Below are 12,797 nucleotides of genomic sequence, written 5' to 3'. Positions count from 1 at the left end.
CGTCGACGACGACCGTTAATTCAGACTAAACCTGGCGGGCTGTAAGTAACCTGACAATTTGCTGTCTTGTTTAGTGTTGAATAGTTTTATTTGCTGTAACCCGACCCGGTTAATTGCGTCGGGAAATAAAAAGGCGCAAATCGATGATTTGCGCCTTTTTATTTATGGCTGATTAAACATCCATCAGTTTTTCAGCGGGATCAACACTTGCTCGTCCGGGGACAGCACCATGAACACCAGCAACTTGGCAGGCTTGGTGGCGCTGGCGTTTTTTGACACCAGATGCTCGGAGCCAGCCGGTTCGTACCAGAACTGACCTTTCTTGTAGGTAATCGCCTGTTCGCCCTTCACTTGAGAGATCACTTCGCCTTCGAGCACGTAAGCCATCGCGGTGCCGTCGTGTTTGTGGGCGATGGAGGCCTGGCCGGGTTTGTAGTCGACCTCAATCATCATGGCTTTTTTGCCAGGGGCGTTTTTCAGCACCTGGTCTTGGAGGACGGTGACTTTTTCCGACGGGTCGTGGGCGAAAGCGGCCGAAGTGAAAAGGCTCAGGGCGAGGGCGGCGGCGAAGAAGGGCAGGGCTTTCATGGCGGGTTACCTGTGAGGGTTGGGGGTGCAATCACAGTAGTCCGCGAGGTGGAGCATTCAAACGGCCAATATTCGGGAAGATCAGGTGACCAATTCAGGGAATCCAAAAGCCAAAGATCGCAGCCTTCGGCAGCTCCTACACCGATCTCTGTAGGAGCTGCCGAAGGCTGCGATCTTTTGATCTTGCTTTAAACAATAGGGAAGCTGTTGAAGTCGACGCTATTGGCCAGCCGGCTATCGATCAGGTCGATAAACCCCTGCGCCTCAGGACGGTTGAAATGCGCCTGCATCGCCGCTTCGGACTGCCAACGGGCACTGACCGTCCAGCGGTGGCTGTCCTCGGGGCAGCGGTCGACCAGGTAGGAATCGCAGCCCGGCGTTTCGCGCAGGGTTTCGACAATCTTCTGCAGTTGCCTGCCCAGTTCATCCGAGCGGCCGGCGGCAGCCTGCACCTGGACCGTATTGATCACTTCGTTGGACATTGCTCACACTCCTGAATCAGGCCGGACGAATCCTGCTCACTGAGGGATAACGTCTGTGCAGGATAGGCCTGCACCCCCGGAACACCAATAACCAATCGGCGGTTAAATCTTCAGACCAATGCCTTCAGGCGACCTGCTGCAGGATGTCGCGCAGGCGATCGAGGGCGATATCGATGTCCAGCGTGTCGATGGCGCCGAAACCGAAGTACAAACCGTCTTTCGGCGGTTGCTGATAATAGAAGCCGTTGATCGAGTACAAACCGACCTCGACCTTCTTCGCCAGCTCGATCAGCAGCGGCAAGTCGATCGGCACCTTGCAGAACACCGCCATGTGGAACCCGGCGCTGGCCGGTACCGCCGCAAGCCACGGCGCGAGATCGCTGGCCATGCGCGCCAGAATACGCTCGCGGCGCTGCGCATAAATCGCGTGGCAGCGGCGAATGTGCTTGAGCAGATAACCTTCGGCGATGAACTTGGCCAACGCCCATTGTGGCAGCGTCGAAGCGTGCAGATCGGTGAGCTGCTTGGCGCGGATCACCGCCTCGAGAATGGCCGGCGGCAGAATCGCGTAACCCAGGCGCAGCTCGGGCAGCAGGGTCTTCGAGAAGGTCCCGACGTAGGCGACGATGCCACGCTGATCGAGATTGAACAGCGAATCGGTCGGCCGGCCTTCGTAGCGGAACTCGCTGTCATAGTCGTCCTCGATGATGATCGCGCCCAACTCATGCGCGCGAGCCAGCAAGGCTTCACGGCGCGCCTGACTCATCGGCATGCCCAGCGGAAACTGGTGCGACGGCGTCACATAGATGAGCCGCGTGCCCTCGGGAATGTGCTCGACCTGAATGCCCTCGGCATCCACCGGAATCCCGACCACCTCGGCGCCATGCGTGCCGAACAGCAGGCGTGCCGGCGGATAACCGGGGTCTTCCGTCGCCACCAGACTGCCGGGGCGGATCAGCACGCGGGTGATCAGATCCAGCGCCTGTTGCGCGCCGTTGCACACGACGATGTCTTCGTCCTGACAGTTGATTCCACGGGAAAACGCGATGTGCCGGGCAATCGCATTGCGCAGCGCGGGCAGGCCTTCGGCGACGCTGTAGAAGCCTTTCGACTGGGCCATCTGACGCATCGCATGGGACACGCAGCGGCGCCACTCGTCCTGCGGAAACTGGCCCTTGCTGGTGGCGCCGCCGATAAAGTCGTAGCGCAACGAGCCTTCCAGCGTCGGATGACGCAGGAACACCGGCAGATTGCGCCAGCTCTCGATCACCTCGGCACTGGCCAGCTCGGTGTGGCTTTGTTTGCGCTGGGCCTGCGCCGGGCGCGCGTTGACGTAGGTGCCTTTGCCGATCACCCCGGTGAGGAAGTTTTCGTAGGTCAGTTGCGCGTAGGTGTCGGAAATGGTCTTGCGCGAGATGCCCAGTTGCTCGGCGAGCAGACGGCTCGGCGGCAACTGCGTGCCAGCCGCGAGGCGCCCGGTTTCGATGGCCCCGCGCAGTTGCTGATACAACTGACCGGCGAGATCCTTGCGGCCGTTGATCACGACGTGAAGTTCCATACCGACAAGGCTCCCGAGACTGATTGAGGTGCCCGCCAGAGTACCGCCGTTGCACGATCCACAATAGTTGCGCAGCCCAAAAAACCAAAATTGGCGCAGAACCCCTGTAGGAGCTGCCGAAGGCTGCGATCTTTTGATCTTGCTTTTCAAAAAACAACATCAAAAGATCGCAGCCTTCGGCAGCTCCTACAGGAGATTGGTGTTTTGATCGTTCCCACGCTCCGCGTGGTAACTCCTCCCGTGACGCTCTGCGTCACAGTGGACGCGGAGCGTCCATGGCTGCATTCCAACGCGGAGCGTGGGAACGATCATTGGTGTTTAGCGGGGATTCAGTGGTGTAGCGGTTTTTCGTGCAATTGGGGCTGTAATGCGCCGCTGTCGGCGTTTACGGTGAACTCATTATTCCGCCTCCCCGAGACCCGCCATGTCCCCGCGTCTGGATTACTACAACGCTTCGCCCAAGGCGATGAAAGCGATGATCGCCATGGAGGCGCTGACCAGCAACCTGAGCATCGAGCAACCGCTGCTGCAACTGATCCGGATCCGCGCCTCGCAGCTCAATGGCTGCGCGTTCTGCACCGACATGCACTCGGTGGATGCGCGCCGGGCCGGGGAGAGTGATCGGCGCTTGTACGCGATCGCGGTGTGGCGCGACAGCAACTTCTTCAATCCGCGCGAACGTGCGGCGCTGGGCTGGGCCGAAGCGGTGACACTGTTAGCCGAGAGCCACGTGCCCGACGATGTCTATCAGCAAGCCCGCGAGCAATTCAGCGAAGGCGAAATGGTCGACCTGACCATGGCCGTCACCACCATCAACAGCTGGAACCGCCTGGCCGTCAGCTTCCGCCAAACCCCCAGCGATTGAACCCCCTATGATCGTTCCCACGCTCTGCGTGGGAATGCCTCAACGGACGCTCCGCGTTCGGCTCTGAATGGGACGCGGAGCGTCCCGGGCTGCATTCCCACGCGGAGCGTGGGAACGATCAATCGGTTGGTCGATGTCATTGTGGGGGGCGTTGCGGTTTTACCGAGGTGCCAAAGGTATTGCCCATCCGCGTGCTGGTCGCGGCCGGTGTCGCCAGGCCCACCTGATTCGGCGGGCGCTTGTTTACCGGCACATTCAGCGCCTCCTGATTCTTTTCCGCCGCCGCAGCCCCTTCAGGGTTGTTGCCCATCTGCTGGCTCAAGCAATCGTAATTCGGCGCTTTGTAGCCGCCGACCGTCACTTCCACGCAGCCCAGCGGCTGCTCGGCATAAGCGCTCGACAGCGCCATCAACAACAGCCCGCCAAGGCTTGATCGCCACAGTGTGTTCATGCTCGCCTCCTGGCCGGCCCGACGGGGCCGCGCTATGGCTTGAGTCTAGTGCAAGCCTCGCGCAATTCCCGTGATGGTTTTTTTGCACCGGCCGTCACACCAGAGTCATAAACAGCCCTCAGGATGACGATTTCCAAGGATTCGTCAGCCGTGCAGCGAGGCAGTTCCAGGGACGGTCTTCAGCGTTCAACGACTCTTGTGCACCGGGTGTGGCTGGGGCTGCTGTGTGCCTTGCTGGCGGTTGAAGCGACGGCGGAACCGGTGCCGGCGGACTTGCGCATGACGCTGCACATTCCCGCGCAGGATCTGGCCCGGGCGCTCGATCAGTACAGCCGCGCCACCGGCGTTGCAGTGCTGGTCGACAGTCAGCTAAGTCGTGGCCGACGTTCATTGGCCGTCGATGGCGAATACACCGCCGCCGACGCCTTGCGCCGTTTGCTCGGTGGCAGCGGCTTGATGGCGCGTTACGCGCGCAACGATGCGTTCACCCTGCAAGTGGCGCAGGTCGAAGACGTGCCGGCGCCGACACAAAGACAGACGCCGGAAAGCGTCGCCGTCAGCCGCAGCTACGCCACCGCCGTGCAAGCGGCGATCGAGCGCAACCTCTGTCGTTCGCCGCTGACCCGGCCCGGCAGTTATCGCGCGGTGTTGCAGGTATGGGTCGGTCGCGACGGCGTGGTGCAGCACAACCGGTTGGTCACCTCGACCGGTGATGTACGGCGCGATACCGCGCTGGTGGAAAGCTTTCGCAATCTAAGGATCGACCGGCCAACGCCCAGCGCGTTACGCCAGCCGGTCACGTTGCTGTTGTTACCGGAGTCGTCAGGGAAACGCATGGAATGCACCAAATGGGAAGGAGTTTCCGGGGGATGAAAGACACCGGACAAGGTTCGATGGTCCAACTGTTCCTGACGTCCTACGAGGACTTTCGGGTGCGTCTGCGCAGGCGTCTCGGCTCAGAGGATCTGGCCAACGACGTGCTGCATGAAACCTACTTGCGCGTCGACCGCATGGAAACGCCGGCGAATATCGCCCGGCCCAACGCCTACCTCTATCGCATGGCCCTGAACATCGCCGCCGACCGCCGTCAGGCCGACGCGCGCCTGCTCACCGGCGAGGAAGTCGAAGAGCTGCTGCAAATCGGCGACGAAGCCCTCGATCCGGCGCGCGTGGTAGGCGGGCAAAAGGAAATCCAGTCGCTGCTCAGCGCCCTCTACGAGCTGCCAGCGCGGCGCCGCAGAATCTTCATCGCCGCGCGTCTGGAAGAGGCGCCGCACCTGGAAATCTCCCAGCGTTTCGGCATCTCCACGCGCATGGTCGAAAAGGAAATCAAAGCCGCATTGGGCTTCTGCGCCGCAAAACTGGAAAGAAAAGTGTTTCAGCGGTTCGGTCGCGGGGCCGGAAAACCGTCTTCAGAGTAGTGCCCGATTAATCCGTTGAGAATCTGCGCGTTTGAACATCTTTCGACTGACACCTGCCGAGCCATCGGTGGCCGACAATCTGCACAGCGAAGCTCACGACTGGCTGATCCTGCTGACCTCGGGCCGCGCCACCGTGGCCGACGCCCGCGCCCTGCGCGAATGGTGCGCGCAGAGCGCCGATCATGCCCGCGCGTTCGAAGATGCCAAGCGGTTATGGCAGCAACTGCAACCGGCCTTGGAGCAAATGCAGGCGCCGCGCGGGTTTGGCCGTCGTGCGTTTCTCGGCGGCGCGATTGCCGCATCGGCGGCGTTTTTGCTGGTGCGCGGGACGATTCCCGGCGGCTTCGAAGGGCTCGGTGCCGACTACATCACTGAAGTTGGCCAACAGCGCCGCTTCGAACCGGCGCAAGGCGTGAGCCTGGAGCTGAACACCCAGACGCGGATCAATCAGCGCTCAATCGATAACGGCGTGCAAGGCTTTGAACTGGTCAGCGGCGAAGTCGAAGTGCAGACCGCGCGGTTGCCGCTGGCGATGCAGGCTGGGGGAGGGTGGTTGCGTGCCAGTCAGGGGCGTTTCAACTTGCGTAACACTGATCAGCAAGTTTGTGTGACTTGCCTTGATGGTGCGGTTGAAGTGGATGTTGAGGGGCGTAGTTTGCGGCTTGAACCGGGGCAGCAGGTGACCTACGACGCGCGGCAGGTTGGCAGTGTGCAGAGTGTCGACACGGCGGCGGTGATGAATTGGCGTCAGCAAGTGTTGGTGTTCAACGGCGCTACGCTGAGCCAGATGATTGATGAGATCAATCGGTATCGGCCGGGGATGTTGCTGTTGCTTAACCGCGAACTCGGACAACGCCGCGTCCAGGCCCGCTTCAGCCTCGACCAACTCGCTGGCGTTGCGCTGCTCATCCGCGACGCCTACGGCGTCAAATGCACTGAGCTGCCCGGCGGAGTAGTCGTCCTCAGTTAATCCATTCCCGCCAATACCACCAATCCCTGTGGGAGCTGGCTTGCCAGCGATTGCGGCCTGCCATCCAACAATTCTCTAACTGACTACATCCAACCCCACTGTAGGAGCTGCCGAAGGCTGCGATCTTTTGATCTTGGCTTTTTTGCGGGGATGACCGAATACATATCCGTTGCTGCGGTAATGGCTGCTTAGGGTTCCGCCCTTACGGCGGGTCACCTTTTCCAAACGCCGGAGTGCCGGCCCAGCGAAAAGGTAACCCAAAAGGCTTGCTCCTGCGTGCGGCCCGCTCGCTAAAGCTCGGGGTTCCTTCGCTGCGGGATCCATCCGGGCGCATCGCCTACGGTTTGCTTCGCTGCACCTCCTCTCGCTGCATTTGGCTGCGCCAAACGGTCGCTGCGCTCCCACCCCCGGATGAATCCCGGAACGAAGCCTTCCGACGTCGCCCGTGGAACAAGATCAAAAGCTGCAGCCGAGCTTGCGCTCATCCTGTTGAGTGGTGCGGCTTCGCCGCTTGGGTTGTACGCAAATTTAAAACTGTAGGAGCGAGCCTGCTCGCGAAGACGGCCTACCACGCAACCACCCTCCAACTGACCGCACCCAAATCCCAATGTAGGAGCTGCCGAAGGCTGCGATCTTTTGATCTTGAAAATCAAAGTCAAAAGATCGCAGCCTCCGGCAGCTCCTACAGTGACATCCGATGTCCGTCACTCCAACGGCCCAATCACCTGCCGATACTTCTCCACCCCCTGCGCCGTCCCCCGACTCAACCGAATCTCCAACCCCAACGGATCCTCCCGCCGATTCCCGCTCAACTGCCGCCACCCCTTATCCACCTCCCAAACCCGCACCTGCACATCACTGACATCACTCAAAACAGCAACCCCATTCCCAGGCGCCGGCAGCGGATACCGACTCCGCGCCTCAGCCACCGCCCGATACAAAGTGTCGCCCTTGACCCACCACCGCACCCGCTGCAACGCCCCCGGCTGATCCGCCGCAGTGCGAATAATGTCCAGCCGGAACCCCTTACTGTCACTGCTACGCACAGTAATCGCCGGCGGCGCCGTCAGCGGCTCATCATCCACGCCAACCTTCTTCGGCTCAGTCAGCTCAACCCCCGCCCGCATCTCCACATCCCGCTGCAACTGATTCAGCGCCCGCAACAAACTGTCGCTCTGCTCACCACTCGCCTGCAAATGACTGTCCGCCCGCGTCACACTGTCCAGCCCCCGCCAGGCAATCAGACTCACCACCGCCATCAGCAAAATCGCGACCATCACCTCAATCAACGTAAACCCGTGCTGATTCTTCATTGGATACTGATCCGCCCAGCGCCATCGCGCACTACGCTCAACCGATTCAAGCCATCCGACAACATCAATTGCAGCGGCGGATTGATCCACTCAGCATTCAGCACAACCCGCTGCTTCGGCTCCACCCGCACATCAATTTTCGGACTCTGCCAGGCACGCGGACGCAACTGCTGATCCTGCGCAAAATGATCAAACCCCTTGCCACCGTCGCCACGCCGACTAAACCGAAACCCCTTGGCATCGCTCAACCACACAATCGGCCGACCATCCGCCCGCGCCTCCGCCTGCGCCACCTGCAGCAACTGCGCCACGCGCTCGGCATCCTTGCGCAGCAACTGCAGCGGATCCGGTTTGATACTCAGACTGATCGCCGCACTCGCGATCCCAATGATCACCAGCACCACCATCAGCTCAATCAGAGTGAAGCCCTGTTGCTTGCCCACGTTCATCGATTGCGCGCTCCTTTGCGTCAATTTCCAGAGTGCACGGCGAACATGTAAGGCGTGTGAAATAAAACGGAGAGAATTGCCGCGTAGGCTGAGCGCAGGGATAAAAAGGAGATTCAGCCCATGACATTCGCCACACGTGTTTCGCCACCACAAATGGTTCAGGTATTGGCACTGGTTGCAGCGCTGGTCGGCGTCGCGACATGGTCGTCGCTGCTACTGACCACCGCCGAATCCCACACTCCGGCAGTGGCTCCGCAATTGCTGGCAGTGCGCAGTGATAGTCCGGCGTTGCAGTGGTTTTCCAATCAGATGGCCCCGGTGGATATCAAGGTGAGTGGGGTGATGGCGGGTGGTTCGGCGGCGGTGGCGATATTGAGTCTGAACGATGGGCCGCCGAGGAGTTTTTTGCCGGGGGAGAGGGTGGGGCCTGGGGTGAAGTTGGTGGCGGTGGAGGGGGATGGGGTGGTGATTGAGCAGGGTGGGGAGAGGGTGCGGTTGGGGGTGGAGAGGTTGGCGGAGGGGGGCGTGTTGCCTAGGTTGGTGAGGCAGTGATTTGCGGGATTGAAGTGAGTAAGGTATTGCACTGAACTATGAATGCGCCAGCGCGATTCCTTCTCACCCTCCTGACGACTAGTGGCGTAATGCTAATTCGTCCTTGAGGACAAATTCCATTCCAATGCCCACGCCTTTGAGCACTTCTGTGACGCGGTCGATGAAGGACTCACCTTGCTCAGGCAATTGGTAAAGGCCATTGATGCGGATCTTCGGGTTTTTGCCCTTGGCTGGCGGGTAGCTATCCAGCAATTCGCCGCTCTCAATGAAGGCGATGTAGGTGTTGATCTTCTCTTGAAGCAACAGCAGGTGTTCGCCCTGTTGGGCTTTGTCGCCCCATTCCAGGTGATCGGTGATGACGAGTACGACGTTGTCGGGCTCCCACTCGGGTACTGCGATGATGTCGACGACTTTCGTTTCGGTGATGGACATGTCTGCTCCCTCAGAGGGTCGGGTCAGGTCGAATGATGTCGACTCTGGTGGGTGGGATTATGGTACCGCCGGTGAAACCGGGTTTGCCTTTGCCAACGACTGTTGCGCCGGTCTTTTCTATTTCTGGAAAGCCGAGTTTTTGGTTGCGTGTGAGCGGCGCTGTTTCTGTATTGGTCGGTTTTGTAGAAAGCGCTGTCGGGGGCGAGGCAGGTGTTGGGCATTAATAGCGCGACGGTGCCGATGGCGGCGCCTGCTGCCAATGTACCTGCACTCTCAAGCAAACCTAGCGCGAGGGAGCCGCCTAGTCGTTGGGCTATAGCGCTGCCGGTTGTGGATCCGCCAACTAACTGGAGCGAGGTGCCTTCGGCGGTGATTGCTGCGCCTGTGGCCAGTACGGCCCATAGACCGTAGTCCGCCAGTTTTTCAACGGGGACGAATCCAGCGGGGTTGGTGTGGTTGATTTCGCCGTCGGGCAGGTTGCAGCTTTTGGCGAAGACGCAGCCCATGGGGGTGGGTTTCGTGTCTGAGACAAAGGGGACGGATTTATTTTCGAAAAGTAAACCTTCCATTTGACTTTGAGTGCACGAAATGTCCCGGCCGGTCTGATTGACCGTGGCCAGTTCTGTCAATTACCAATTCTACAAACCTCAACCTGGTAGCCCATTGCACCGAGCCGCTGGGCAAACTGTCGGAAGTTAACCTTCGAGAAAAACGGCATGTGTAACGTATTGTTGGGTTGCATTATAGCGAACACGATTCTGTTGCGCGGTTGCGTGACAGGGTTGAAGTCGAACTGAAAATTACCCAACTCCGCCAGATAGGCGTTCACCTGCGTAACGACATCGGGGGTATTGATCAGAGCTTCAGCGGATACGTAGGCCTGAGAAAAGAGATGGCTCAGCACGCTCGACGATGAGTACTTCTTGACGTGAATGATGTGGTGATCCGGCGTGAGCAGGTCACAAAATTCGAATGGGCCACCAGCACCCGTCAACCTCACTAATTTCTGATCCAGCAGATAGAAATTTATGTTGTCTGCGATGCGTCTAAGGTAAGCGCCCTCGTGGTCGGTATCATACGGAGGAAACACCAGATTGCATGGAACTGCAGCGTCAAAAAAGCGGTTCACTTGCTCGGTGTAATCGCGGTCAATCTGGTACCAATCACCCTCGCTAGCAGATAGATTTTTCCTTCGTGTTCGATTTCCGCCTCAAGGCACGTATACAGAGGCCACGCAGCAAGTCGTTGCTCATCTGCACCATAAAGGTAGATACGTTCGGATGCCAGCGCCTGTCGGGTGATACCTCGCAGAAGGTGCTTTGCGAGCAGCGCCTGCCGCAGATCGAGGTCGAACGCAATGGTCGGGCCGTTGCGAGACCGGGCGCTGTGTTTCACATAACCGAAGCCGCTGATGTCGTTGCCAAGTAGCTCGGGTGGCGCCGCGCGGACGCGGTCGAACTGCTCTGTATTTATCGCAGCCACTAGAAGCCCATCGAGTTGGCCCATGAGTGTGGAGTCGCGTACTGGGACAATGAAATCCATCCAAGGGTATTTATCCTTGCAATGCTCGTCTTCGTACGCCGTCAACAGTCGAAGTGCGATCTCCGGGAAGTCTTCGAGCTTTACATCGGAATGCAACGCCAATGAGTCCGAACCGCTAACGTACTCGCCCTCATCCTGCTCGTTCTCCACGACGCCGGTTAGCGATTTCAGGATCTCCGAGTCGAACTTAAAATCGAACTCCGAAATCGACAGTAGCCTCGATGACTGCGCCTTTGAGCGCAGCGGTGTACGATCAATATTGGACTTTTCCACGGACTTGATCAGTAGTGGATCAGTCAAGCTAAGCGCCGTGCGCAACCCGAAATAACGCTCAATGGCTAGCTGATCGATTAGGTGTCTGGCGTGGCCAAAAGTGAAGCAAAAGACCCTGCCGTGGACTGCCAGGACGAGCAGAGCTTTGAGCGATCTGCCGGTAAGGTCTAGGCCAGCCACTTCTGGGATGGCACTGAATAGTTGGGTCCACTTAGGATGAGAAGGGTTTTTCTGATGGTAAAAGAGGCACTCAACATCGCCCAATGAAAAAGCGATAGGTCGCAAGTTGACCTCATCGGAAAGTGCGTCCCGGGCGGTTCGCCCGTCCTTGAGCAGGAACACGTTGATGGTGATCTTCACACGTCACTCCTTGACCTCTCGCTTTGATGTTAAATTGGCATCTGCCTCTCTTTCCGTCAAGGCATGCACGATGTGGTTAAAAACCACCGTTAAACCTCCCCCCTGCGAATTTCGAGGTTTATGAGCGAGGACGCATTACGCTTTCGTATCACCCATAATTTAAGGGGACTGATTTATTTCTAGAAAATAAATCAGTCCCCTTAAGTCTAAAACACTACGTGGCAGGCAAATCGTGCTGCTGTAGCCTTGGCGCGAAGCATAAGCGAGCAGATTGACCGACTGCCCGAGTGACCCACGACTTCAACTGAAAGGACCGACCATGGCACAACTCATCGAGGCGCTACGCGCAACTGCCAAAAAGTGGCGATTAGGCAACCAGGAACACCATGGCGGCGTCGTGCTGGTTTGCGTTGCGTGATGCAAGCCACGAACGCTCTGGCGTGTACGCCGTGGACGAACATGGCCACGTCTTCATTGCCGAAGGCGGCGACGAGTACAACGGTGCAGAGTGCTGGGTCGCAGCTGACCCGGCCCGAGCATAGGAAAAAGCATGGAAGCAACCGATGAGGTTTATCAGATCCTGAGCGACGCGAAAGTCCTTGCTCGGCGGTATTATCACCTCACAGGCAAGCCGCTGGGTGTTACGGGTGAGGTTGCGGAGTATGAGGCCGCCCGGATCCTCAATCTCAAATTGGAGTTGGCTAGGCAGGCGGGGTATGACGCGACGGAAACGAGAGACGGGGAGACTCTCAAGATTCAAATTAAGGGGAGGTATTTTTCCGATCCTCAAATGCGAGGCGGCCGAGTGGGATCAATCGATCTAAAGCAGTCTTTCGATACGGTTCTCCTGGTGCTGCTCGATGCCGATTACAACGCCTTTCAGATTTATGAAGCAGCCAGGCCTTCGGTAGAGGCGTTGCTGACAAGGCCTGGATCAAAAGCTAGGAACGAGCGTGGATCAGTCGGTATCAGCCAATTCAAAGCAATAAGTTCGCTACGCTGGGAGCGGGCCTCAGTTTAGGAAAAAGACGATGCAAATGAATGAAAATGGTGAGTGTCGTGTCTGTGGACTTATGTATGACCCAACCGACGAGGGCGATATAAAAACCCACAAAACGATACACAAAAAGTTAGCTTCTGGCGTACAACTGCGAAAAGTTAGGGAGTTTTCGAAAGCATTTGGCTGGGCGGTCGCCTGCAATGATGGCGGGCTAGATCGTCTGAAAAGCGACTATATAAATAGCGATCCTGAAATTGGCAAGCTGGCTATTGCGTTCTCTTGGTGGAGCCGCGCCCTTGACTATGGGGTGCCGGTTAAGGATTTCGATTCTTACATGGACGCTCATTTGAAATTTATTGATGTCTTTGCGAGCAAGAATGGCGATGAAGAAAGGAACGCTCGACTAGGGATCAAAAAATGGGAGAGGTTCGCCGGTTGAAGCCGGTGGGACTTCATCGGTTATTCAACTGACCTCGGAAAAAATGACTCTCGTGATAAACGTGATTCTTGGCCTACCGCCGCAGCTGCAGACACTGAGTGA

Annotated in this window: 14 protein-coding genes and 3 pseudogenes; 8 read left to right on the top strand and 9 right to left on the bottom strand. The window is 58.2% G+C overall.

Annotated features, from left to right (window positions below):
* Positions 1 to 183 precede the first annotated feature (183 nt).
* The 3 genes from QOL84_RS07275 to pdxR form a co-directional block, all read right to left on the bottom strand.
* Positions 184 to 588, bottom strand: coding sequence for a cupin domain-containing protein (locus QOL84_RS07275; protein ID WP_283436736.1), 405 nt, complete (start codon positions 586 to 588; stop codon positions 184 to 186).
* A gap of 188 nt (positions 589 to 776) precedes the next feature.
* Positions 777 to 1,070 (bottom strand): putative quinol monooxygenase, encoded by a 294-nt coding sequence (locus QOL84_RS07270; RefSeq protein WP_016984406.1) that lies wholly within the window; start codon positions 1,068 to 1,070, stop codon positions 777 to 779.
* A 124-nt stretch (positions 1,071 to 1,194) separates the two neighbouring features.
* On the bottom strand, positions 1,195 to 2,628 hold the full coding sequence (pdxR, locus tag QOL84_RS07265; protein WP_283436735.1) for a MocR-like pyridoxine biosynthesis transcription factor PdxR: 1,434 nt from the start codon (positions 2,626 to 2,628) through the stop codon (positions 1,195 to 1,197).
* Between the two features lie 424 nt (positions 2,629 to 3,052).
* Here pdxR and QOL84_RS07260 point away from each other — a divergent pair, with 424 nt between their 5' ends.
* A complete protein-coding gene (locus QOL84_RS07260) occupies positions 3,053 to 3,493 on the top strand; it encodes a carboxymuconolactone decarboxylase family protein (protein ID WP_129393000.1) in 441 nt (146 codons plus the stop codon).
* 136 nt (positions 3,494 to 3,629) lie between these two features.
* Here the strand turns inward: QOL84_RS07260 and QOL84_RS07255 are convergent, their stop codons facing one another.
* On the bottom strand, positions 3,630 to 3,944 hold the full coding sequence (locus tag QOL84_RS07255) for a hypothetical protein (RefSeq protein WP_283436734.1): 315 nt from the start codon (positions 3,942 to 3,944) through the stop codon (positions 3,630 to 3,632).
* A 150-nt stretch (positions 3,945 to 4,094) separates the two neighbouring features.
* Here QOL84_RS07255 and QOL84_RS07250 point away from each other — a divergent pair, with 150 nt between their 5' ends.
* Genes QOL84_RS07250 through QOL84_RS07240 form a run of 3 tightly spaced genes read left to right on the top strand, consistent with a single transcriptional unit; the run spans position 4,095 to position 6,335 of the window.
* Positions 4,095 to 4,817 (top strand): secretin and TonB N-terminal domain-containing protein, encoded by a 723-nt coding sequence (locus QOL84_RS07250; RefSeq protein WP_129393003.1) that lies wholly within the window; start codon positions 4,095 to 4,097, stop codon positions 4,815 to 4,817.
* Complete coding sequence (locus QOL84_RS07245) at positions 4,814 to 5,365, top strand: RNA polymerase sigma factor (RefSeq protein ID WP_129393006.1); 552 nt, start codon at positions 4,814 to 4,816, stop codon at positions 5,363 to 5,365. Before QOL84_RS07250 ends, QOL84_RS07245 begins: the two co-directional genes overlap by 4 nt.
* 31 nt (positions 5,366 to 5,396) lie before the next feature.
* The gene (locus QOL84_RS07240; RefSeq protein ID WP_283436733.1) at positions 5,397 to 6,335 is read left to right on the top strand and encodes a FecR family protein; all 939 of its coding nucleotides are present in this window, start codon (positions 5,397 to 5,399) and stop codon (positions 6,333 to 6,335) included.
* A gap of 704 nt (positions 6,336 to 7,039) precedes the next feature.
* Here the strand turns inward: QOL84_RS07240 and QOL84_RS07235 are convergent.
* Positions 7,040 to 7,648: a type II secretion system protein GspJ gene (locus QOL84_RS07235; protein ID WP_283436732.1), complete on the bottom strand. Its 609-nt coding sequence runs from the start codon at positions 7,646 to 7,648 to the stop codon at positions 7,040 to 7,042.
* Entirely contained in the window at positions 7,645 to 8,097 is a 453-nt protein-coding gene (gene gspH / locus QOL84_RS07230; RefSeq protein WP_129393015.1) for a type II secretion system minor pseudopilin GspH, read from the bottom strand. The genes QOL84_RS07235 and gspH overlap by 4 nt, the downstream gene beginning before the upstream one ends.
* Positions 8,098 to 8,217: 120 nt before the next feature.
* On the opposite strand from gspH, the gene QOL84_RS07225 reads away from it, so the two are divergent.
* A complete protein-coding gene (locus tag QOL84_RS07225; RefSeq protein ID WP_283436731.1) occupies positions 8,218 to 8,649 on the top strand; it encodes a type II secretion system protein N in 432 nt (143 codons plus the stop codon).
* A gap of 78 nt (positions 8,650 to 8,727) precedes the next feature.
* Here QOL84_RS07225 and QOL84_RS07220 read toward each other — a convergent pair whose 3' ends face one another.
* From QOL84_RS07220 to QOL84_RS07210, 3 genes and pseudogenes are all read right to left on the bottom strand, one after another.
* Entirely contained in the window at positions 8,728 to 9,081 is a 354-nt protein-coding gene (locus tag QOL84_RS07220) for a DUF6572 domain-containing protein (protein WP_283436730.1), read from the bottom strand.
* Between the two features lie 167 nt (positions 9,082 to 9,248).
* A pseudogene (locus tag QOL84_RS29460) lies at positions 9,249 to 9,599 on the bottom strand (S-type pyocin domain-containing protein); the annotation flags it as partial.
* Positions 9,600 to 9,706: 107 nt separating this feature from the next.
* Positions 9,707 to 11,238 (bottom strand): annotated as a pseudogene (locus QOL84_RS07210) (TIGR04141 family sporadically distributed protein).
* Between the two features lie 337 nt (positions 11,239 to 11,575).
* Between QOL84_RS07210 and QOL84_RS07205 the strand changes: the two are divergent.
* From QOL84_RS07205 to QOL84_RS07195, 3 genes and pseudogenes are all read left to right on the top strand, one after another.
* Positions 11,576 to 11,798, top strand: a pseudogene (locus tag QOL84_RS07205) (antirestriction protein ArdR).
* An 8-nt stretch (positions 11,799 to 11,806) separates the two neighbouring features.
* Entirely contained in the window at positions 11,807 to 12,277 is a 471-nt protein-coding gene (locus tag QOL84_RS07200; RefSeq protein WP_283436728.1) for a DUF6998 domain-containing protein, read from the top strand.
* Positions 12,278 to 12,287: 10 nt separating this feature from the next.
* The gene (locus QOL84_RS07195) at positions 12,288 to 12,695 is read left to right on the top strand and encodes a hypothetical protein (protein ID WP_283436727.1); all 408 of its coding nucleotides are present in this window, start codon (positions 12,288 to 12,290) and stop codon (positions 12,693 to 12,695) included.
* Positions 12,696 to 12,797: the final 102 nt, after the last annotated feature.

Origin of the sequence: Pseudomonas helmanticensis, from assembly GCF_900182985.1 — a bacterium.
Taxonomy (GTDB): domain Bacteria; phylum Pseudomonadota; class Gammaproteobacteria; order Pseudomonadales; family Pseudomonadaceae; genus Aquipseudomonas; species Aquipseudomonas helmanticensis.
This window is presented reverse-complemented; position numbering and strand designations above follow the sequence as displayed.